Genomic DNA, 20908 nt, shown 5'->3' with positions numbered 1-20908 from the left:
CTATTGATTACCTAATTAAGCAAACTCAACTTGCGACTTTAATCGCGCTTTCATGTTGCTATATTCAGTTTGTACATAATTTTCAGCCCAAGCTTGATCGTCAATCTTTTCAACTTTCACGGCGCAATATTTAAACTCTGGCGTGCTTGAGATCGGATCCACGTGTTCAATAGTCAGCTCGTTACAGGCACCTATCCACCATTGGTAGGTCATGTACACCACACCTTTGTTGGTACGCTCACTACAACTTGCACGAGAAATGACTTTGCCTCGGCGCGATGAAATCCAAACAAGTTGTTGATCTTTTATGCCTAATTTCTCTGCATCTTGCGGGTTCATCTGAACGTATCCTGGTTCATCAGCCAACGCTGACAATGCAGAACAGTTACCTGTCATTGAACGACAAGAGTAGTGGCCAACTTCACGCACGGTTGATAGTACCAATGGGTACTCTTTATCCGGTTGTTCTAGCGGCGCGCGCCACTCTGCTGCAATAAACTTCGCTTTACCTGATGGCGTAGAGAATTTATTGCCTTCAAACAAGAACGGTGTACCTGGGTGATCTTCGGTTGGACAAGGCCATTGTACCGACTTTAGATCCTCCATTTTCTCGTAAGTTGCCCCGGCGTAAAGCGGTGCTAATGAACGCAACTCATCCCAAATTTCTTGGGTATTATTGTAGTGCATTGGGTAACCCATGCGAGTCGCCAACAGACTGAAGATTTCCCAGTCAGGTTTCACGCCTTCTGGCGGGGTTACCGCTTTGTAGAAGCGCTGGAAACCACGGTCAGCGCTTGAGTACACACCTTCATGTTCGCCCCAACTGGTGGCTGGGAAGACCACATCGGCCATTTCAACCGTTTTGGTCATGAAGATGTCTTGTGCAATCACCAGTTCCATATTACGTAGCGTGTTACGCATTGCGTTCAGATCCGCTTCTGTCTGCGCAGGATCTTCACCGAAGATGTAGAAGGCTTTGCATTCGCCATCTTCTACTTTGTGTCCCACTTCAGTCAGGCGATAACCTGGCTTTGATGACAGTGACACGCCCCACGCTTTTTCAAATTTTGCACGTATCGCATCATCGGTCACATCCTGATAGCCTGGATATTGGTGAGGCAACATACCTAAGTCACAGGTACCTTGTACGTTGTTCTGACCACGTACCGGACCACAACCCACTCCACGACGTCCCCAGTTGCCGGTTAAGGTTGCTAGACCTGCCAAACCGCGAACAACGTCTACCGCTTGGCCGTATTGGGTCACACCCATGCCCCAAAGAATCATGGACTCTGGCGCTGTAGCATAAGTACGAGCCGCTAAACGAATCGATGCTGCGTCGAGACCAGTAATCGTTTCCACGGTTTCTGGCGCATAATTTTTAACGATGTCGTAAAACGCGTCGAACCCTTCTGTGTACTGTTTAACAAATGCCTTGTCGTACAGGTTTTCTTCGATAATGGTGTAAGCCAGTGCGTTCACCAGCGCCATGTTCGAACCGTTCTTCAGTGGTAACCACTGATCCGCAATACGCGCAGATTCGATCTTACGCGGATCACAAACGATGACTTTGGCACCATTCGCACGTGCTTTGATAATATGTCTTGCTACAACTGGGTGAGAATCCGCTGCGTTGTAACCGAAAATGAGCAAACATTTTGTTTCTTGAATTTCGGGAATGGCATTGCTCATAGCTCCATTACCTACTGTTGACTCCAGACCGGAGACTGATGGCGCGTGTCACACCCTAGCGCAGTGATCGACGTTATTGGTCCCAATGACCGCACGCGCCAACTTTTGCATAACAAAGTTAGCTTCGTTACCTGGTCCTCGAGCCGAACCCGTTGTCATGATGGCATCTGGGCCATATTTACTTTTAATTTCCATTAGCTTTTCAGCGGCGAAATCTAGTGCTTCATCCCAAGAGACCGCCTCCAATTTCGCGTCTTTAGTACGACGGATCATGGGTTTTTTAAGACGAGGAGTCAGCAAATTAGTATCGTTTAGGAAATCCCAACCGTAATAACCTTTCAGGCACAGTTGACCTTCATTAGTCCGGCCATCGGCCGGTTCTGCACCCACTACTTTGTTATTCTCAACAAGTAGCTTTAGTTTGCACCCCGTACCGCAGTACGGACAAACTACAATGGATTTTTTCATAGTTACCTTCTTAACTATTTCAAGAAATCAGACAGTAACAATCGCGATACGACTGGCAGCCGCTTCACGTTTGCTTTGACTGGTTTGATGAATTTCCTCTGGTTCAATCAGAGAAATCGCACCTGTCGGGCAAACTTCCACACACGCGGGGCCATTGGCGCGGTGAGAACATAAATCACATTTAATCGCTTGTGATTTAGGGACTTTTCGTGCAAACAAAGCACTACGTGATGTGTCTTCAACCATGGTTGTAACAACATTCATTGCTCCGTAAGGACAGGCAATGGCACAGGTTTTACAACCAATACATCGTGATTGAATTACTTTAATGTAACCGTCCTCGTGGACAATCGCGTTGTTAGGACACACTTGAGCACAAGGCGCATCGTCACATTGACGACACATCACCGGCGTGGTGACATGAGCATTTTTAATAACCTCGAATCGAGGTAGAAAACTCTCACGATCTTGCAGTGTCCCGATATCTTCATCTTGATGTGAAATCGCACAAGCCACTTCACACGTGCGACAACCAATACATTTATTAGCGTCCGCAAAGACAAATCGATTCATGGGATATCCTTCTGTGTCGATAGAACCGAGTCAACCACTCGATTCCTTATAAGCACAAGATGTGCCAATATGAAAAATAACAACAAAAATAATTTAACTTGTTGTTTTTAAATTACTAAAAATCCAAACCCAGTAAGAAAGATATTGAATAATTGCGGTGATTAAACTGATAGCTCAACAACGCCGACACTTGTGTCGACAGCTTTCGTCACAAGTGTCGGCACTCAGAAAAATCACCGGTTAGCAGCTCTCGTAGCCTCCGTCTCCTTCCCATTCAGGAAGACGACGATGCAACTCAGTCACGGCATCGGTAACCATCTCGGTCATCGGAAAGGAGAACGCCACTATTGCAGGCTGAATGCCGACAAACTTGACTTCTGGGACGAACGTTTTCAGCTCATCAATCAGGAAATTGAGCGGTAAGCTGTGCGTTGATACCATGAACATATCAGCGATGGTATCGGACTCAATGATGCGCACTTCACCCGCCTTCTCTCCAAAATCGGCGGCATCCACAACTAATACGCGTCGAGGTTGAATTTTGCGAATCAAATGCAAGCTATCTTCTGGCATGGTGCCGCCTTCTATCACGCTCCATCCCACCGGGCTCTCACGACACAGTTGCGCCAACAACGGGCCTGCGCCGTCATCCCCCATCATGTTGTTGCCAACGGTTAATAGTAGATTTTGGCTCATGCTCCACCTCGAATCATCAAGTACATGGTAGGCTCGTTATAGATCGCGTTCAAAATGGCGATCATGCCTTGCGTCAATTGTTGGCTTTTTTCTGATTGCGTAGCACTATCGATGCGGTCAAGCGCAATCGCCAACATGTGTATGTGCTCGGGGAACACAGTGATCTCGCCAAACATCAGAAAACCTTTCAACTTGCGGTACGCTTCGCTGCTTTCATCAAGGCCGGAGATCCAAGTAAGATACTCTTGACCTGAACACTGCATTTCAGATTTCAGACAATCGACAATGCCGAGATGATGGCCAATGGTCAGGCTGTAATACATGATCTGCTTCGCTTCCTCTGGTACATCGTATTTGTTGTCGACAAATTTACGGCTCAGACGGTAGAAGTAGACCTGACTATCCACATGACGTGATTCACTGACAGCCATGGCAAACCCCTTTCGGTTGATCGTTTCCGGTGATCTGCAGCATCACCGAAAGCATCACGCTATTGACAATGTCGCTCAAGCGTGGGTCGTCATGTTCACCCAAGTAATGGCTAACATTGCTGTCGACATTGTCGCTCGTACTCTTTGCGAGTACATCCAGCAGTTCGTTGGCGATGCGTTTACCTTGACGGTAACCAGCCAACAGACGCGTTTCACGTTCCACTAACACACGAATATCCATCGGTATGCCAGTATGACGCAATGTGGCAGGAGTGGATTGCACATCATGTTGTTTGGCATGCATTTTTTGCTCAAGAAGACCAAGTGCGACCGCAAACCCGTAAAGCGTCGCCGCAGGCGTTGGAGGACAACCGGGAATATAAACATCGACAGGTACGATTTTGTCTGTCCCGCCCCACACGCAGTACAGGTCGTGGAAAATACCGCCGTCACAACCGCAAGCGCCGTAAGAGACCACGATTTTTGGATCCGGCGCCGCTTCATACGCACGTAGCGCAGGAGCGCGCATGGCACGCGTCACAGCACCAGTAAACAGCAGAATGTCGGCATGACGTGGCGACGCCACTACTTTGATACCAAAGCGTTCAGTATCGTATACCGGTGTGGTCGCGGCGAAGATTTCGATTTCGCAAGCGTTGCAACCGCCGCAGTCCACGCGGTAAACGTAAGCAGAACGTTTAATTTGGTTGATCAGCGTTTGTTTCAGTTTCTCATGCTGCGGAGAAACTTCGACTGGCACGGCGGTGGTGTGTTTTTCACCAGAGAGTTGCTTGATACCTTTCACATATCCTCCGGGGTCATCAGGATTAAATCATTAGGACTGGTCATGTAGCGGTGTGTCGCCAGATTGGTGCCGTCCAACATGTTGTCTTCTCGGCGGCACGCCGGACAGGTTTCTAATTGACGGCGACGCATTGCTAACGCTTCACCGCGCAAGCCTGCTTGTTCCAGTGAATCCACTACGTAGTTGAGCAGTTTCTTCGCCACAAACGGACGATTGCAGCACGTGCAATTGGCCAACTCGAATTCTGCCCTTTCGTACAAATCTTCTTTTTTGGTCACGGCCAATTCGAACGCTTTGGAGAGTTCGATCGCGTGGGTTGGACACACCTCTTCACAGCGGCCGCAGTAAATGCATCGCGCCAGCGACAACTCCCAACAGCGGGTGCTGTTCTGCTCATCGTTTTCCATGATCAAGGCATTTGCCGGACAGGCGCGCGTACACGCGCCGCACGAGATACATTGGCTCGCATTCAGCTCCGGTTTACCGCGAAAATCCTCGGCAACCTCAAAGGGCGCAAAGGGATATTTCGCCGTAACGTCACCGGTTTTGAGAATGGTTTTGAGTAGTTTAATCATGAGAGCCTCACAGTCCTTTCAGCGGTGAATTTTTGCGGCTCACGCTGTATTGTTCGATGGCTTTGTAGGGTACAGTTTGGCTGCGTTTTTTCTTGGTATCCACGATGGTCACACGGTCAGTACAAGAGTAACAAGGGTCCAAACTACCAATGATCAGCGGTGCATCGGCTACGGTATTACCACGCAACATGTAACGCAGCGTTGGCCAGTTGGCGTAAGTGGCCGCGCGGCAGCGCCAGCGAAATAGTTTTTGGTTATCGCCAGTCATGCTCCAGTGAACATTTTCGCCACGTGGCGCTTCGGTAAAGCCCAGCGCAAATTTGTTCGGTGTGTATTCGAAATCTTCCGTCAGGATTGCGCCAGCTGGCAGGCTATCCAAGCCATATTCAATGATGTTAAGAGCATCTAACACTTCTCGAATACGCACGATCACACGGGATTGCACGTCGCCGTTGCCCATGTGTTGCAGTTCGATTGGCACATTCGCGTACGCTTCTAGCGATTGACCATGCACAACCCGTACATCACGCTCAAAACCACTACCGCGGATCAGCGGACCAACTGGGCTGAAATCGCGCGCAATGTCTTTTGCCAACACGCCCACGCCTACCAAACGGCTATCAATGTTCGGTGTCGATAACAGCACTTCCACCAACTCTTGGAATGAATGGCGTACTTCACGTACCATCGCGATGCCTTTTTCGCGTTGCGTTTTCAAAAAGTCACGACGCACACCACCGATTAGGTTCATGCCGTAAGTTTTACGTGCACCGGTCAATAGCTCAGCCAGCTCCATGGTTTTTTCGCGCACTCGGAAAAATTGCATGAAGCCCGAGTCAAAGCCCACAAAGTGGCTCGACAAACCTATGTTCAATAGGTGACTGTGTAGACGTTCCACTTCCAGCAAAATGGTACGAATCATTTTCGCGCGTAGTGGCACTTGTACATTCAGTGAGTTCTCAACAGTATTGGCATACCCGACGCTGTGGGTGAAACCACAAATGCCGCACACTCGGTCTGCCAAGAAGCCCACTTCGTGATAACCCATGCGCGTTTCCGCCAGTTTTTCCATACCACGGTGAACGTAGAACATGCGGTAATCGGCATCCACGATATCTTCACCATCCACGAAAAGACGGAAGTGTCCAGGCTCATCAGAAGTAATGTGCATTGGGCCAACTGGTACGATGCGGTTTGAATCGTCTCCGCGCTCATTGATGAACGGATAAGTTTCAGTGTCTGTCGTTGGTTGTGGACGCTGACGGTAATCCATCGCATCTTTGCGCAGTGGGTGCAAATTTTCTGGCCAGTCATCGGGGAGGATCAAACGACGTTCATCAGGCAAGCCTACCGGGCGAAGACCATACATATCGCGAATTTCACGTTCGCCCCATACCGCTGCGGGAATGGTTGGCGTGATCGAAATAAACTCTTGGCTGTTGGCATCCACCAGCACTTTGACAGTAATCCAGCATTTCTCAACGCCTTCCATCGACAGCGCGTGGTACACTGCGAAGTGTCCATTAATACTTCGTTCGTCGTTACCAAACGACACGGTCAACCAGCCGCCTTGATCGTAGTAAAGCCATTGCATCACTTCGACCAACGAGGTCATTTTCACTGTAATGGTCACTTGGGTGTTGGTCTGCCACTCTTCTTCAAGGATGGCATTCGGGAACTTTTGCACCAACCCCGCCAGATAGTGTTTGCCTGTTTTAACCAAGGCATCGTTTTGTGTATTCATTATCATCATCTGTTACCAACCAAAAATAAAAAAGACCAACGCAAGAGCGGTGCCGACAATTACGGGGAACACAGTTCGATGCATGTTGAGAAAGCGAATTCGCGCCATGCAGTTTTCGACGATGCCAGCTAACAAGAACACGACGAACAGTTTCACCAACAGGAGCAACGCAGCGCTCCATAGCTCAGCACCACCTAGATTCGCCGCGCGACCCCAAGGAATAAAAATGGCCAAAAACAGCTGCGCCACGACCAGTTGTTTCAAGCCCAAGCCCAGCTTTACCATCGCCAGACCCGCACCGGAATATTCTGTTGCAGGACCCTCTTGCAATTCTTGTTCAGCTTCAGCGCTGTCAAACGGCAGTTTGCCCATTTCCACAAACACCGCAAACGCGCACGCAATGCCTGCAAACAGGTAAGTAACAGGACGCACCCACTCGCCGCTTTGCACGACATGGCTGATCACACCCAGGTCGGTCGATCCTGCGCCCAGTGCCATTATGAAAATCGCGAGGATAAAGATCGGTTCAATCAAAATGCCCAGCGTTAACTCTCGGCTACTGCCCATACCGGCAAACATGCTGTTAGAGTCAATGCCCGACAATGAGAAGAAAAAACGGCCAATCGCCAACAGGTAGATGTCGGTGATCAGATCGCCCGACATAGGAAATGGCGACATGCTGGTGAAGGTTGGTAGTGACATACAGATCAGTAACAAGCTAGTTAGTAGCACCCATGGCATCATCCAAAACGCAAAGCTGGCGTTGGCCGGCGCCACCGATTGGCGGCGTAACAACTTACCGATATCGCGATAGTCCTGCAGAATGCCAGGACCACGGCGAGAGTGAATTCTGGCTCGAATAACACGAGAAAAACCAGTCGCCAGCGGTGCCAAACATAACATCAGCAACGCTTGGAACACTGCAAAGATCACCCAGTTCAAGCTGGGAATTTCTAGTGAATACATTTAAATAACTCCAGAAATTAACGGGAAAAAGATCGTGCAAAGTACAACAAGGCCAATCCAGAACACCATGGTTCTGCGATACACCCCACGCGAGATTTCTTCCCCCACAGTCGGTTGTGAGCGTAAGAAACGCTCCGTCAAAGTGCGGTTAGGTCGAGATTGATAGATATAGCGGAACATGTGACGCATCGGCTGAGTGATGCCACCCGCAGAGACCGTCATTTTTTGTTCGTATTGGTAACCACACGCCCAAGGGTCACCTTGTTGTCGGTTAGCTAAGCGTTCACGTTTGTGGAAAGCCAGAATCGCCGTTGGCACCAACAGCAACAGTGTCAGTGCGCACAAAATCAGCGGCGTTGATAGGAGCGCCTGCATGTTGCTGGCAGGGAACAACGACATACCCTGCGCTACAGTGACTTCGCCCGTTTGTAGTGTTGCGCTGGCAATATCAGCGATGTACGGTGCAATCCATGGTGAAGCAATGCCCAACACCACACACAGCACAGATAGGCCAATGGTCGCATTCACCATCGCGTTGCCCACTTCGGTAGCATTTTCCGCAACTTCAGATTTCGGCGCGCCACCGAAACAGATGCCGTACACTTTGACAAAACACATGCACGCCAGTGCGCCGGTCAATGCCAGCATCACTGCACCAAACGGACCAAAGATTAGATGCGCCACACTACCTGTTTGGCTGATGGAAAATAAAGATTGGTAAATAAACCATTCACTGACAAAGCCGTTTAGCGGTGGCAGCGCAGAAATCGCCATGCTACCAATTAAAAAAGTCAGCGCGGTTTTGGGCATGCGTTTCGCCAAACCGCCCATTTTTTCCATGTCTTTGGTGTGCAGGCGGTAAACCAACGATCCCGACCCCAAACATAACAAGCCTTTGAACACTGCGTGGTTGAGCAAGTGATACAGCGCGCCCAGCAAGCCCAGCACTGCTATCACCATGTGATCGGTCGCAATGCCCATCATACTCACGCCCACGCCCATCAGGATGATCCCAATATTTTCAACGGAATGGTACGCCAACAGTTGTTTAATGTTGTGTTCAGCCAGCGCAAACATCACGCCCAAAACGGAAGACAGCGCACCAAAGATCAGCACGACCAAACCCCACCACCATTGAGTGGCACCAAGGAAAACAATGGCCACTTTCAACAAACCGTAAACGCCCAGTTTCACCATTACGCATGACATCAGCGTTGCACAATGTGACGGCGCCAATGGGTACGCTTTAGGCAGCCATTCGTGGAAGAAAATGCCAGCGGATTTAATGCCAAAACCAATTAACGCCAATACAAAGGTCAGCGACGCTAATTCACCTTGAGGTGGTGTGGCAATCCAATCGCTAAACATTAGGCTGTTAGCGTGGTAAGCCAAAATTGCAAAGGTAGCGACGATAAACACGTTCGCCACATGGTCCATGACCAAGTAATGTAAACCTGCTTTACGGTGTGCAGCAGTGTTTCCTTGAATCACCAAAGCAAACGAGCTGATTGAGATGATTTCAACAATAATTAAGAACGCGATCGCTTGATTGGCTGCAACTAACGCAGTCATCGCACCAGCAAATAGGTTAAATAATACTGTAATGGAACCAGCACCTTTGCCTAGGTACTCATCAAGATAATTCATCGCGTATCCCGCTGCGGCGATGGAAACAATCGCAATCACCAGCAGCAACAACGCAGATAATTTATCCAATACAAATACATCGTAAAACAAGCTAAATTCGAGCGTATGACCCATCGGATGGACGATCACAGCCACAGCAGAAATCAGACTCAATATGCCCGCAAACATACTGATCACACTCGATAAACGCAGGTTTTCCCGCTCATGATTACGAGAGAACATGGCCACAAACGCCGCAGCGATATAACCACACAGCGATAACGCGGTAAGTACAAGAGGATTCATGGTTACGACTCCATTTTGACAACAGCGGAGACACTAGAGGCCGCTTCACGTTTCGCATCACGCGCTTGCAAAGCACTCGCTTCGTCCACCAGCACGATCGCGCCTGTTGGACACACTTCTATACACGCAGGGCCTTTATCGCGGAATCCGCACAAGTCACACTTCACGGCGATGCTTTTCACGCCCGGTTCCCAAGCCAAAAGATCATGGCCAAAGTTTTTTGGATTTGAAGTACAAGGATTACTGGAACGCGGCGTCGAAGGGATAAAGGTTTCGTAGCTATTTGACATCGCAACGGGGCGGCTGCCATCTAGCGCGATCGCGCCAAACGGACACGCCACAGCACATAAGGTACAACCTATGCACAATGTTTCCTGTAAGAGGATGCGATCCTCTTCTTTTTTGATCGCGTTAACCGGACAAACCGTCGCACAAGGTGCGTCTTCACAATGTCGACACATAATCGGCGCAGTCGCGTCGTTATGCTTGACTACGGTTAAACGAGGATGACTTTGCAACCCTTGTTTCTTATGCACATCTGAACATGCTGCCATGCACGTTTGACAGCCAATGCATTTTGTTGGGTCGGCAACCACAAAGCTTTTCATAGTATACCCTGGTTGTTAATAGTACCCCTATTAAGCATAAAATATGCCAGGATAAAAAATCAAATTTAAACCATTTAAAAACAACAGGTTAACTAAAAGCAAAGTCTTATATTGTTCTCTATTTAAACGCATTATTTGGTGTCGACATCTCCCTCGACACTCCCAGTCGACACTTGTGACGACACGCACATTTTTCCGTCCAAAAAAATAAAACGGCAGAGGGGTTACCTCTGCCGTTTTACTGTCCATGTTAATGTTATTTTATGATACGATTTAGCTTATTCTTCGGCGGATTTTAGGATTATTCGAACCTCATCATCTCGGCGTAACCAACCATCTTTTTCCATTCGATTCACAAACGGGATGAGGTATTTACGACTCAAATTCACGCGCTGTTTTATCTCTTGCAATGTAACGCGTTCGTAGGGTTGATTGTCGCCAATAGCTTGGTTAACCAGCGCACGATACACGCCCATATCGAAGTAGATTTGCTCATCAATCGCAGTAATGTATTTCTGATGAGCGAGCTGCCGAAGCCACTTTTTATCATGACCAAGCGAAACTTTATTGAGCTCCAAACCCGCTTGTCCGGCTTCACGCGTACGACGCAAAATGGTTTGCGCCACTTCGGGTAATTCGTCTTCGCTTTGCCCGCTGCCTAACTGCCACTTAGCGTAACTGTAAAAAATACGTTCTTGCTGTTTTAGCTGTTGAGTCAGCACCTGCACGATTTCTGGTTCGATTTGCAGTGAACTAGACAGTTCACCCGGCCCCATCGCACGACCTTCAGACAATAGCTGAATGACGCGCGCTTGTGCCTCAGCCAGCCATTGCGGATCAAACACATATTGGCCTTCGACCACGCCTTGCGTCGCCGATTCACCACACAATAACTCAACCGAATAGTAGCCTTGCAGCTGCAGCAGCATATCCAGTTGCGCATGCGCCGTGAGCGTCTCGGGCAAGGTAGACAACGCTTGGTAGATCGCACGTTTACGCGCTTTCGCAATAAACGATGTCCACACCGCATCCGCTTGAGCCAGCAATCCATGACCGCTGCTTTGAATAATCGCCAAACGCTGACCAAAGAACATCGGACGTGGCTCACGAAACAGCAAGCGCGCCAACTGGGTGTTGGGCAAAGGAATGCACTGCGCAAGGCCATGCCAGGTGCCCACCGCTACTTCCACTTCAGTTGCACGGGATAGACTCACATCGCTATAGCGATCGTTGAGCCGTACGATGCATGAGTCAGTGAGCGTCACAGGAGCCGAAGGCGCGCACAGCAAGTCACCTCGCTGCACCTGTTTTCGGCTTAAGCCTTTGATATTGAGCGCTACTCGACAAGTCGCCGTGACGTCGTTCACTTGTTGGTGATAACACTGAATCGAACGGATAGCGCCCACCGTGCCACAACTAGGGCTCAGTAATTTATCGCCAATGCTTACGGTGCCTTGGGCCAGAGTTCCGGTCACAATCGTGCCGACGCCATTGGCCACAAAAACGCGATCCACATACAGCAGCGGCGTGGCCGCATCACCCGGCATCACATCAGACAACTCAACTCGCGCAACCATCTCCAGCAAGGTTTGGCGCAATTTATCGACGTTGTGTCCCGTTAGCGCGCTGACGCACACCACTTCGGGCACGATGCCGGTAATGTCCATGATGCTTTCTAATGCTGACTCTTCAACTTCCGCCAGCACTTGATCACTGACGAGATCGCTTTTATTGATACACACCACGATGTCTTTAACGCCCATCGCGCGCGCCAATCGCATGTGAGCAAAGGTCATTGGCATGCATCCTTCAGTGGCGGAAATCACCAACAACAGAATATTGATATGCCAAACACCGGCCACCATGTTGCGCACATAACGCTCATGCCCCGGCACGTCGATGATGCCGATGGTGCGACCTTGCTCGTCCTCGAAATGTGCAAAGCCCAAATCCTGAGTCATACCCAGTTCTTGTTCATGCGGGCGAGCGGTCATCATGCCAGTCAGCGCTTTCACTAATGTGGTTTTACCGTGATCGACGTGCCCCGCCAAGCCAATCACCGTCTGTGGTAAGGTATTAACGCCGCTCATGAAAAGTCACCACGCTCTAACTGTTGAAAAAAGGTATCCAAGCGGTCGACAAACGCAGCTTGATCTTCCTCAAGTACCGTGGTGAGATTCAGCACTACTTGATTATTGTGTAGATAACCTAAAATAGCGGGCGAACCAAGACGCAAATGGTCAAGCAGCGCTTGCGGTTTAAGCGACGTGTTGAGCACCAAGCCGCATCCAGGGTACGTTTGAGCTGGTATGGTTCCACCGCCAACTTGGGTCGACAATTCCACAAATGTCACCCAATGATGCCAACGCTGCGCAAGCTCCTCACACCATTGACGTATATTCGACAAGTTGGCAAGCGTACGCTCTGCGATGCCCTGTCCGGAGGTTTCTTGATTGAGCTTGCGAACCAACAGCTCTTCTATCAGCGACAAAATGATGCGTCCACAACGAAATGCCCGCATCATCGGGTTACGACCCAAACGTTGGATGAGTTCGTCACTGCCTGCGATCAGACCTGCTTGTGGACCGCCCAGAATTTTGTCCCCCGAAAAACAGACTAAATCCGCACCCATGTCTAAATAGGACGCCAGTTGCGTCTCATCCGGCGCAAAGCTTTCGTTCGACATACCTGACCCCTGATCAATCACCAAACTAACATGACTTGGCAAGCGACGTTTCACCTCGCGAATGTCGGGGGATTCTGTAAATCCACCGATAAAAAAGTTCGATTGATGCACCATCAAAACCAACGCCGTATCTTCGGTAATCGCGTTAATGTAGTCATCAGCCGTGGTAACGTTCGTCGTTCCCACTTCAACCAGTTTGCAGCCCGATAACATCAGAATATCAGGGATACGAAAGCCGCCACCGATTTGAACTTGCTCACCTCTAGATACAATCACCTCTTTGCCTTTCGCTAACTCCAGTAGCACCAAATACACCGACGCGGCATTGTTATTCACTAATAGTACGTTCTCTGCACCAAGCCAACTTCTTACTAAAGTAGGCAGTAGCCCATTTCGACCACCACGCTTACCGTTTTCCAGCGTAATTTCCAAGTTGGTGTAACCAGTATTCACATCCGAGACCGCTTCCCATACGTTGGTGTGTAACGGAGAGCGGCCCAAATTAGTGTGTAGAACAATGCCGGTGGCATTAATGACTCGATGCTGGCGTTGCAATGTCACGCGCTCACAACGCTTTATAATGCGTAAATTGACATCAATGTCCTGAGTCCCTTTTTCCTTAAAATCTTCCGAACGACGAATGCTCTCAAGCTCAGTTCGAATAATATCGGTGACAACAGGACGGCTCAGTAGACCGATAAAAGGGGCAAGAATAGAGAGTTGTAGTAGTTGTTCGACTTGAGGAAGACGGTAATTGATGCGAGGAGCACTCACCTCTGAACGCTGCGGTGGCTGGGGTGATTGTGAGTTCAAAATGATTCCTTGTTATCTTATCAATGCAACAAGGTCACTACGAAGGCGATTGATATAGTGACAAAATTGGCGGAAGAGGCAGGAATCGAACCTACCAAAGCCTGTGCGGCTCACTTTGGTTTTGAAGACCAAGAGGGCCACCAGACCCCATCTCATTCCACAACGTTGTATAACAGTAAGTACATTCTTACACCAATTTCTTGATGCAAATCACTATTTATTAAGTTAATTCAAATTTTTTTAAATCTTTCAATTATTTTTGCATTTTATGCAAACGGTTAAGTAGCGATTGCCAAATGTAGAGGTCGGAAAACGGTCATCAAGAACAATGCAAGTATTTGGAGTTTCGTTCTAGGTAATCACATTTTAGTACCAACAATAAAATGTTAAGATGTCCTCACCGATGCTGCTGTGGCAACAAGTGAATAGCAAAACACTCTGGTACCCTATGATGCTATTTGAATTTTTGGTACCCCACTTGATACCCCACCAGCTTAACCATAAAAACTAAAGGCATATTTTTCAAATGGTTAATAACTCAATCCAGTGGTTTCCGGGTCACATGCATAAAGCTCGTAAAGAGATCGAAGAAGCAATTCCACAAGTGGATGTGATCATTGAAGTACTGGATGCACGTATTCCTTTCAGCAGCGAAAACCCTTTGATCTCTCAAATTCGTGGCGATAAGCCCGTCGTCAAAGTATTAAATAAGCGTGACCTAGCTGATCCCGAGTTAACGCAACTATGGATCGAGCACCTTGAACAAGAGCAGCATGTCAAAGCAATGGCAATTACCACGTCAGAGCCTCAAGAAGTGCATAAGATCATGGAACTTTGTCGTAAACTTGCGCCGCATCGCGAAGAGATCGGTAAAAATATTCGTACCATGATCATGGGCATTCCAAACGTTGGGAAATCAACCATTATCAACACGCTTGCGGGTCGCACGATAGCCGTGACCGGGAACCAACCAGCAGTCACACGTCGTCAACAACGCATCAACTTGCAAAATGGCATCGTATTGTCTGATACGCCTGGAATTTTGTGGCCAAAGGTAGAAAATCCACATAGTGGTTTCCGCCTTGCAGCCACTGGTGCCGTAAAAGATACAGCGATGGAATATGACGAAGTGGCGTTCTATACCATTGAGTATTTAGCAGCAGAATATCCAGAAAAGATCAAAGACCGTTACCAAATTGAAGAGCTGCCAGAATCAGACATTGAAATTATGGAAGAAATTGGCCGTCGTCGTGGTGCATTGCGAGCAGGTGGCCGAGTCGACCTACACAAAGTATCCGAAATTCTTTTGCACGAGCTTCGTCAAGGTACACTAGGTCAAATTACCCTTGAACGTCCGGAAATGATCACACAAGAGTTGATCGAGGTTGAAGTGGAAACTGCTCGTAAAGAAGAAGAAAAAGCCAAGCGTAAAGAAGAGCGACGTAAACGTTATTTGCGTAATAAACGTTAACCAGTCTTTTCTCAAAGGAACGGATAAAACGGCCAAGGCGCGGCAAAAATGTTCGCGCCTTTTTAGGCCTGTTTGTTCATGATTGATATTCATTCATAACCAATTTGATATTTTGTCGTAAAGACGATTCTTATCGGCCGGCTTTACAATAAAATCAGACATCCCCGACGCATTCACTTTATCCAAAGTCGGTGAAGAGCAATCTCCCGTATGAGCGATGATGGGAACACAAGAGTATGGCTTTTCAGAGTATCTGATCTGTTTTGATGCCTCTAGTCCATCCATGACCGGCATCTCCAGATCCATGAGTATCAAGTCGACTGACTCTGATTTTAACCAGTCCAGCGCTTGTCGCCCATTTGCTTTCTGAATCACGTCAAAGCCTAATTTTTCTAACAGTATAGCGGTATATTTTCGTACAGACTCATTATCATCCACCACCATAATACGACGTTTATCTGACATTTCTGACGGTAACACCTTACCGCTATACAATGAGTAATTAGGTTTGAACAGAAGTTGATCCATTACCTTTTCTGCGTCTGATAACCAGTGACTTTTTTTTATCCATATAGGTTGAAATCCATCCCTTTGGTTACTTTGGATGGTATTACTGTCATATAGATAGACAATTCGAGCTTCGGTAAACGAGAATAAAACCACAATTCGAGCGAGCTCGTCACCTTGATCATCCAAACCGTCAATATCGAGATAAATTAAGTCAAACTCAAACTCATGTTCTTGCTTTTTAAGAACATCACGCGCATCAATCAGAGTCAACGAGAACCCCATTGCACGGCTCATTTCAACCATTTTATCAACCAGAGAACCTTGCTTGCTAACGAGTAGCACTGTTTTTAACTTCGTTAATTCCGCTTTAATGTTCGTAACAGTATTAGAGTTTATCGGTGGGAATCTAAGTGTAAATTGAGACCAGGCGCCATGCTCGGACTGACACATGATATCGCCGCCAAAAGAACGCATCACTCGTTTACAAAATGGTAAACCGAGCCCATGTCGACCACGCTTTCCGGTAGTATAAAAGTCTTGAAAGACCTTTTCGATAACATCAGGATATATTCCCGACCCATTATCTGTGACAACAATTTGATTCACAAAATCATCGCTGTAGAGCGTTACTTGGATATGTAGTCCATCCGCTCGGCAATGTTGATAAGCGTTCTTAAACAAATTGTATAATGCATATTTAAGTAGCGTAGCACTACCTAAGAACTCAAAATCACGACGGACGTCCAGTGATATCACCTCTCGGTCTGTATGCCGATTGGCGTAAAAACTTGTAATTGCGTCTTCCACCACAAATTGAGCAGAGTGCCTTTTGAACGTAGAGCGAGATACGCGGTTTTCATCAATGGACGTCAAAAGTAGATCAATGGTCTCATTTCCTGAATGGATGAGCTTCATCGCGTCTTCACTCACTTCACGCAGTAAATTAATGTCGTCAACCGACATCATCACCGACGTTTTACTCGCGTTTTTTGTTGTCGGCAGCACGGATTGGATCACATCGATGGACGTACATAACGCACTGAGTGGATTCCGCATTTCATGTGCGATTCCTGCACCAAACGACTTTGCCAATGACACTTTGGCTTCATGCTCTATCTGGTTTCTAAAATAAAACAAATTGCCGAATATATAGATAAACACAAAAATGGGGATATGCGCCCATTCTATCGTTATGTCGAGTTTAAACCCGTTCGCTAACCATGCAAATAACGTCGCCAACGACAACCCTATGATGGTCTGGGCAAACATCACCCTAGTCACATGCGTCAATAATATCTGGAGAAAAATGGCGCTCATGAACGACATGACCCAAACGTTCGACCAATCATTCATTAGCAGCATATAAAAGAAGAAACAAGGCAAACACAAAGTAACGGTTACTAAATAGTAGATGTGCGCATACCGACGCAACCAGGTAGGAAACCGATTCCTGAAGATAATTCCAGCAAACAGCATTGAGCATAATAACCGTAATGGCAGGTTCTCGTAGCTTTGGGGGAATAAAAATTCCCATACCCAATAGTAAAAGGGAAAACCGACCAACCCCATCCAGCCGACAATCGTTAGATTTGGCTCTGCATGTTGGTAGACTTTGCGTATAGCATCCATAAAAACTTACCACTTACTCCATGCCATCATATGAATTGATGAGCAACGGCTTATCATATTAACCTTATTGTTTGGGGTGGATTATATACCCAAATAACGTGAAGATGCAGAGTTGACAATTAAGGGCTTCATTACCCTTGTTTAAAACCTAAGATCTCTAAAAACCGAAAAGAGTAGCTAACGCTACTCTTTGTGAATGGTGAAAGTGCAATTAATCGTATACTACGAATAAATCACATGCTCTTCGATACCACTGACCAGTGATTCTGCATTTGGCCATAGGAACACTTTTTCCATGACCTCTGAACCGCCAGGAGCATGCCAAATTCGTTCTTGGCATTCCTGACCTCCTATATGTCTATAGAATTCAATAGCAGATGTGTTTTGTGAAACGACTTCAAGATACAACCCAGTATCTTTAAAATAATGTTGTACCCACTCAGCAACCGCAAGTAGCAGTTGTTTGCCAGTGCCACGTCCGCGATAGCTTTCGTCGACATGAAGCGACTCAATGAATGTACCACGCTCGAAATCGTGATTACCAAACACACACACGAAGCCAATCAGCAACCCACCCTCTTCGGCAAGCACGATATGTTGATTGAAAGGAGGGTTTGTTAGTCGAGTTTGCCAAATTAGTTGCTTGTCGTCAGCGGCCTGCTGATCTAGGTACTCGTCGCTAAGAATTCCCCGATAATCTCGCTTCCAATTATCAGAGTGCAACTGCGCGATGCGCTCGTAGTCCTTATATTCTGCTAGTCGTAAATCCATTACGCATTCCTATTTAGTTATATCTTCTGCTTCTCTACACAGTCTTGGCACTTTAAACCATATGTTCTGTAAATTTATGGCTAATTTTCCATTTTTAACGCCAAAGCCATGGTTTAATACTACCGATTATTTAATTAAAAGCAAAACCTCCGAATGATATTCCGATAGAAGTCAACAATACGTAAAGACAAAACCAAAATGACTTCAAGATTCTAAAATGAGTACTTTTCTACACCATTATCCAATCGTTACATAATACGAAACCAGACCAAATTTTCAGCATATAAAACCCTAGCGCAAACGATTGGCAAGATAAAAAGTCACCATTAAGGCCATTATTAAAAGTTATAATTTGTTTTAGATCATGCTAGTGCCAGATTGGTCTCGTGCCACAAGAAAGAATTCTGTACATTCCATGTCATAATCTGAAACAGTTTTTTTCTTTTCTTTCATAACATCTGGAGACTTTATGTTAGAGCTATTAATTGGCTTGGTGGTAACCATCGCGGTTGGCTACTTCATTGTCAAAGGTTACAAGGCAGCAGGCGTTCTGCTAACTGCTGGTATTTCCTTATTACTACTAACTGGCGTTTTGGGCCATCAAGTTTTACCTGAACAGATCACCTCAACAGGTAGTATGGTGACGGATTCACTAGAATACGTGAAGTACATGCTTCAGTATCGCGGTGGTGGCTTAGGTATGCAAATCATGCTGCTATGTGGCTTTGCATCTTACATGACACACATCGGTGCAAATAACGTTGTCGTAAAACAGTTCTCAAAACCACTTTCTGTGATCAAGTCTCCCTACGTTTTACTAGTAGCTGCCTATATTGTTGCATGTTTGATGTCTCTAGCAGTAAGTTCAGCAACTGGTTTGGGTGTACTTTTAATGGCCACGCTATTCCCTATGATGGTAGCCATGGGTATTTCTCGTCCAGCAGCCGCAGCCGTGTGTGCATCACCTGCAGCAATCATTCTATCTCCTACGTCGGGAGATGTTGTTATTGCGGCAGAAAAGTCAGGTCTTGCTCTGGATGTTTTTGCTGTACAAACCGTACTTCCTGTTTCCATTAGCGCAATTATCGTCATGGCGGCAGCGGCTTTCTTCTGGAACAAATACCTAGATAAGAAACAAAATACGCCAATGGAAAAAATCGACGTTTCAGATATTGAAGCCGACGCACCCGCTTTCTACGCCGTGCTACCATTTTTGCCAATCTTCGGTGTTTTCTTATTCAATGGCCGTACGATTCCTGGTATCACGCTAGATATTTACACTATCGTTGTGCTTTCTATCTTTATTGGTGCGTTGATTCACTATGTCGTGAATAAATTTGATGGTAAGAAGTCACTAGAAGACTTGGATGCATGTTATGTGGGTATGGCAGACGCGTTTAAAGGCGTGGTTATGCTATTGGTCGCAGCTGGTGTATTTGCTCAAGGTCTTATGTCTATCGGCGCGATCGATAACCTACTTCATCTTGCAGACCAAGCGGGTGCCGGCGGTGTAGCACTAATGTTGCTGTTGACAGGTTTGACAGTTGCTGCAGCTATCGCAACAGGTTCTGGTAACGCGCCTTTCTATGCATTCGTAGAACTCGCTCCATCGCTAGCAGCGAAAATGGGGCTAAACCCTGCGTTCCTGATTATCCCAATGCTACAAGCATCTAACTTAGGTCGTACAATCTCTCCTGTATCTGGCGTTATCGTGGCAACATCCGGTATGGCAAACATCAGTCCTTTCGAAGTGGTTAAACGTACTTCGGTTCCTGTGATTGCAGGTTTGATTACTGTTATCTTCGGCACAATGGTACTGGTACCAATGACGCTATAAATTACGATTTTAAAGTCGCAATAAAAAGGCCGATAAGTGAAAACTCATCGGCCTTTTTTGAATCCTGTCTCGTCCTGAAATGTGTTTACACATTTACTTGGCAGTACCAAAACACTATAGATTATTTATGCTGTTTTCATACATTTAGGTACTGGAGTTATGCTTTGACGGTAACTGAACCACAAGTAAGTGACCGCCAGAGAGAAAAAGAAGTACGATAAGGCAAACACAATCGGAGACGTAATCACTTCAGCAGACATCCCCCACATCACGCCAGCAACGGTAATGCCCAACTTGGATAACATACCGCAGATCAGTAAAAGCAGCGCTAACTGAGGGAAACGCGAGCTACGGAAAGCAAAAAAGTAGCAACTTCCCACCGCCAAAGACGCCACAGATAAACCGAGCATAAAGGAATGGAAATGATCGGCAGATGCAACACCCGCAGATACAGAAGCCATGAGCAATAAGAACATTTTCATAAGTCACCTCACAACAAATTTAAAAAAGCATCCCTTCATAAATGAAAACTCATTTTCCACTCCATTCTCGCTATCTAATGTCCAATTTCAAGTGCATTTTTTGCTCATTTTGTAACCAAAATCGACATTCCTTTTCTGTAATTACAACTAGTTAACATCTCAAATTCAAGAACTCCTTTGCATCCAGTAGTTAGCGTTCAGATAGGCCACTTCCATAAA

The 20908-nt window shown here is 46.9% G+C and carries 17 protein-coding genes and 1 tRNA gene; 2 read left to right on the top strand and 16 right to left on the bottom strand.

From position 1 onward, the window contains the following. Positions 1 to 15: 15 nt before the first annotated feature. The 13 genes from fdhF to ONE56_RS16005 all read right to left on the bottom strand — a co-directional run bounded on the left by fdhF (position 16) and on the right by ONE56_RS16005 (position 14148). Entirely contained in the window at positions 16 to 2160 is a 2145-nt protein-coding gene (fdhF, locus tag ONE56_RS16065) for a formate dehydrogenase subunit alpha (RefSeq protein ID WP_423841048.1), read from the bottom strand. Between the two features lie 27 nt (positions 2161 to 2187). Then, on the bottom strand, positions 2188 to 2733 hold the full coding sequence (locus ONE56_RS16060) for a 4Fe-4S dicluster domain-containing protein (protein WP_041154582.1): 546 nt from the start codon (positions 2731 to 2733) through the stop codon (positions 2188 to 2190). A gap of 240 nt (positions 2734 to 2973) precedes the next feature. Further along, positions 2974 to 3429, bottom strand: a complete 456-nt coding sequence (gene hycI, locus ONE56_RS16055) for a hydrogenase maturation peptidase HycI (protein WP_423841047.1) — start codon at positions 3427 to 3429, stop codon at positions 2974 to 2976. Next, positions 3426 to 3860 carry a formate hydrogenlyase maturation HycH family protein gene (locus ONE56_RS16050; RefSeq protein WP_041154581.1) on the bottom strand — a complete coding sequence of 145 codons (435 nt, stop codon included), beginning with the start codon at positions 3858 to 3860 and terminating at the stop codon, positions 3426 to 3428. Before ONE56_RS16050 ends, hycI begins: the two co-directional genes overlap by 4 nt. Then, positions 3847 to 4620 (bottom strand): NADH-quinone oxidoreductase subunit B family protein, encoded by a 774-nt coding sequence (locus tag ONE56_RS16045; RefSeq protein WP_423841143.1) that lies wholly within the window; start codon positions 4618 to 4620, stop codon positions 3847 to 3849. The genes ONE56_RS16050 and ONE56_RS16045 overlap by 14 nt, the downstream gene beginning before the upstream one ends. Positions 4621 to 4661: 41 nt before the next feature. Beyond that, positions 4662 to 5240, bottom strand: a complete 579-nt coding sequence (locus tag ONE56_RS16040; RefSeq protein ID WP_423841046.1) for a formate hydrogenlyase complex iron-sulfur subunit — start codon at positions 5238 to 5240, stop codon at positions 4662 to 4664. A gap of 7 nt (positions 5241 to 5247) precedes the next feature. Beyond that, on the bottom strand, positions 5248 to 6993 hold the full coding sequence (locus ONE56_RS16035; protein WP_423841045.1) for an NADH-quinone oxidoreductase subunit C: 1746 nt from the start codon (positions 6991 to 6993) through the stop codon (positions 5248 to 5250). 3 nt (positions 6994 to 6996) lie between these two features. Beyond that, positions 6997 to 7950: a respiratory chain complex I subunit 1 family protein gene (locus ONE56_RS16030; RefSeq protein WP_423841044.1), complete on the bottom strand. Its 954-nt coding sequence runs from the start codon at positions 7948 to 7950 to the stop codon at positions 6997 to 6999. After that, on the bottom strand, positions 7951 to 9882 hold the full coding sequence (locus tag ONE56_RS16025) for a proton-conducting transporter membrane subunit (RefSeq protein ID WP_423841043.1): 1932 nt from the start codon (positions 9880 to 9882) through the stop codon (positions 7951 to 7953). 2 nt (positions 9883 to 9884) lie between these two features. Continuing rightward, a complete protein-coding gene (locus tag ONE56_RS16020) occupies positions 9885 to 10490 on the bottom strand; it encodes a 4Fe-4S dicluster domain-containing protein (protein WP_041154576.1) in 606 nt (201 codons plus the stop codon). 278 nt (positions 10491 to 10768) lie between these two features. After that, entirely contained in the window at positions 10769 to 12580 is a 1812-nt protein-coding gene (selB, locus tag ONE56_RS16015; RefSeq protein ID WP_423841042.1) for a selenocysteine-specific translation elongation factor, read from the bottom strand. After that, positions 12577 to 13989: an L-seryl-tRNA(Sec) selenium transferase gene (selA, locus tag ONE56_RS16010; RefSeq protein WP_423841041.1), complete on the bottom strand. Its 1413-nt coding sequence runs from the start codon at positions 13987 to 13989 to the stop codon at positions 12577 to 12579. The genes selB and selA overlap by 4 nt, the downstream gene beginning before the upstream one ends. Before the next feature lie 67 nt (positions 13990 to 14056). Continuing rightward, positions 14057 to 14148 (bottom strand) — tRNA-Sec (locus ONE56_RS16005). Between the two features lie 367 nt (positions 14149 to 14515). Here ONE56_RS16005 and ylqF point away from each other — a divergent pair. Continuing rightward, positions 14516 to 15460 (top strand): ribosome biogenesis GTPase YlqF, encoded by a 945-nt coding sequence (ylqF, locus tag ONE56_RS16000; RefSeq protein ID WP_041154574.1) that lies wholly within the window; start codon positions 14516 to 14518, stop codon positions 15458 to 15460. Between the two features lie 93 nt (positions 15461 to 15553). Here the strand turns inward: ylqF and ONE56_RS15995 are convergent, their stop codons facing one another. Together ONE56_RS15995 and ONE56_RS15990 are read right to left on the bottom strand one after the other, a co-directional pair. Then, positions 15554 to 17599 carry a response regulator gene (locus ONE56_RS15995; protein WP_423841040.1) on the bottom strand — a complete coding sequence of 682 codons (2046 nt, stop codon included), beginning with the start codon at positions 17597 to 17599 and terminating at the stop codon, positions 15554 to 15556. 222 nt (positions 17600 to 17821) lie between these two features. Continuing rightward, the gene (locus ONE56_RS15990) at positions 17822 to 18370 is read right to left on the bottom strand and encodes a GNAT family N-acetyltransferase (RefSeq protein WP_041154572.1); all 549 of its coding nucleotides are present in this window, start codon (positions 18368 to 18370) and stop codon (positions 17822 to 17824) included. Positions 18371 to 18839: 469 nt separating this feature from the next. Here ONE56_RS15990 and dcuC point away from each other — a divergent pair, with 469 nt between their 5' ends. Continuing rightward, positions 18840 to 20207 carry an anaerobic C4-dicarboxylate transporter DcuC gene (gene dcuC / locus ONE56_RS15985; RefSeq protein WP_041154571.1) on the top strand — a complete coding sequence of 456 codons (1368 nt, stop codon included), beginning with the start codon at positions 18840 to 18842 and terminating at the stop codon, positions 20205 to 20207. A 125-nt stretch (positions 20208 to 20332) separates the two neighbouring features. Here the strand turns inward: dcuC and ONE56_RS15980 are convergent, their stop codons facing one another. After that, positions 20333 to 20689 (bottom strand): hypothetical protein, encoded by a 357-nt coding sequence (locus tag ONE56_RS15980; protein ID WP_041154570.1) that lies wholly within the window; start codon positions 20687 to 20689, stop codon positions 20333 to 20335. Positions 20690 to 20908: the final 219 nt, after the last annotated feature.

The organism is Vibrio mytili, from assembly GCF_049563345.1.
Classification (GTDB): domain Bacteria; phylum Pseudomonadota; class Gammaproteobacteria; order Enterobacterales; family Vibrionaceae; genus Vibrio; species Vibrio mytili.
Note: the sequence above shows the minus strand (reverse complement) of the source record. Positions and strands in the feature narration are given on the sequence as shown.

Coding starts and splice junctions, on each gene's coding strand:
- ONE56_RS16060 (WP_041154582.1), bottom strand. CDS start 2,733: ATGAATCGATTTGTCTTTGCGGACGCTAATAAATGTATTGGTTGTCGC.
- hycI (WP_423841047.1), bottom strand. CDS start 3,429: ATGAGCCAAAATCTACTATTAACCGTTGGCAACAACATGATGGGGGAT.
- ONE56_RS16050 (WP_041154581.1), bottom strand. CDS start 3,860: ATGGCTGTCAGTGAATCACGTCATGTGGATAGTCAGGTCTACTTCTAC.
- ONE56_RS16040 (WP_423841046.1), bottom strand. CDS start 5,240: ATGATTAAACTACTCAAAACCATTCTCAAAACCGGTGACGTTACGGCG.
- ONE56_RS16035 (WP_423841045.1), bottom strand. CDS start 6,993: ATGATGATAATGAATACACAAAACGATGCCTTGGTTAAAACAGGCAAA.
- ONE56_RS16030 (WP_423841044.1), bottom strand. CDS start 7,950: ATGTATTCACTAGAAATTCCCAGCTTGAACTGGGTGATCTTTGCAGTG.
- ONE56_RS16025 (WP_423841043.1), bottom strand. CDS start 9,882: ATGAATCCTCTTGTACTTACCGCGTTATCGCTGTGTGGTTATATCGCT.
- ONE56_RS16020 (WP_041154576.1), bottom strand. CDS start 10,490: ATGAAAAGCTTTGTGGTTGCCGACCCAACAAAATGCATTGGCTGTCAA.
- selB (WP_423841042.1), bottom strand. CDS start 12,580: ATGAGCGGCGTTAATACCTTACCACAGACGGTGATTGGCTTGGCGGGG.
- ylqF (WP_041154574.1), top strand. CDS start 14,516: ATGGTTAATAACTCAATCCAGTGGTTTCCGGGTCACATGCATAAAGCT.
- ONE56_RS15995 (WP_423841040.1), bottom strand. CDS start 17,599: ATGGATGCTATACGCAAAGTCTACCAACATGCAGAGCCAAATCTAACG.
- ONE56_RS15990 (WP_041154572.1), bottom strand. CDS start 18,370: ATGGATTTACGACTAGCAGAATATAAGGACTACGAGCGCATCGCGCAG.
- dcuC (WP_041154571.1), top strand. CDS start 18,840: ATGTTAGAGCTATTAATTGGCTTGGTGGTAACCATCGCGGTTGGCTAC.
- ONE56_RS15980 (WP_041154570.1), bottom strand. CDS start 20,689: ATGAAAATGTTCTTATTGCTCATGGCTTCTGTATCTGCGGGTGTTGCA.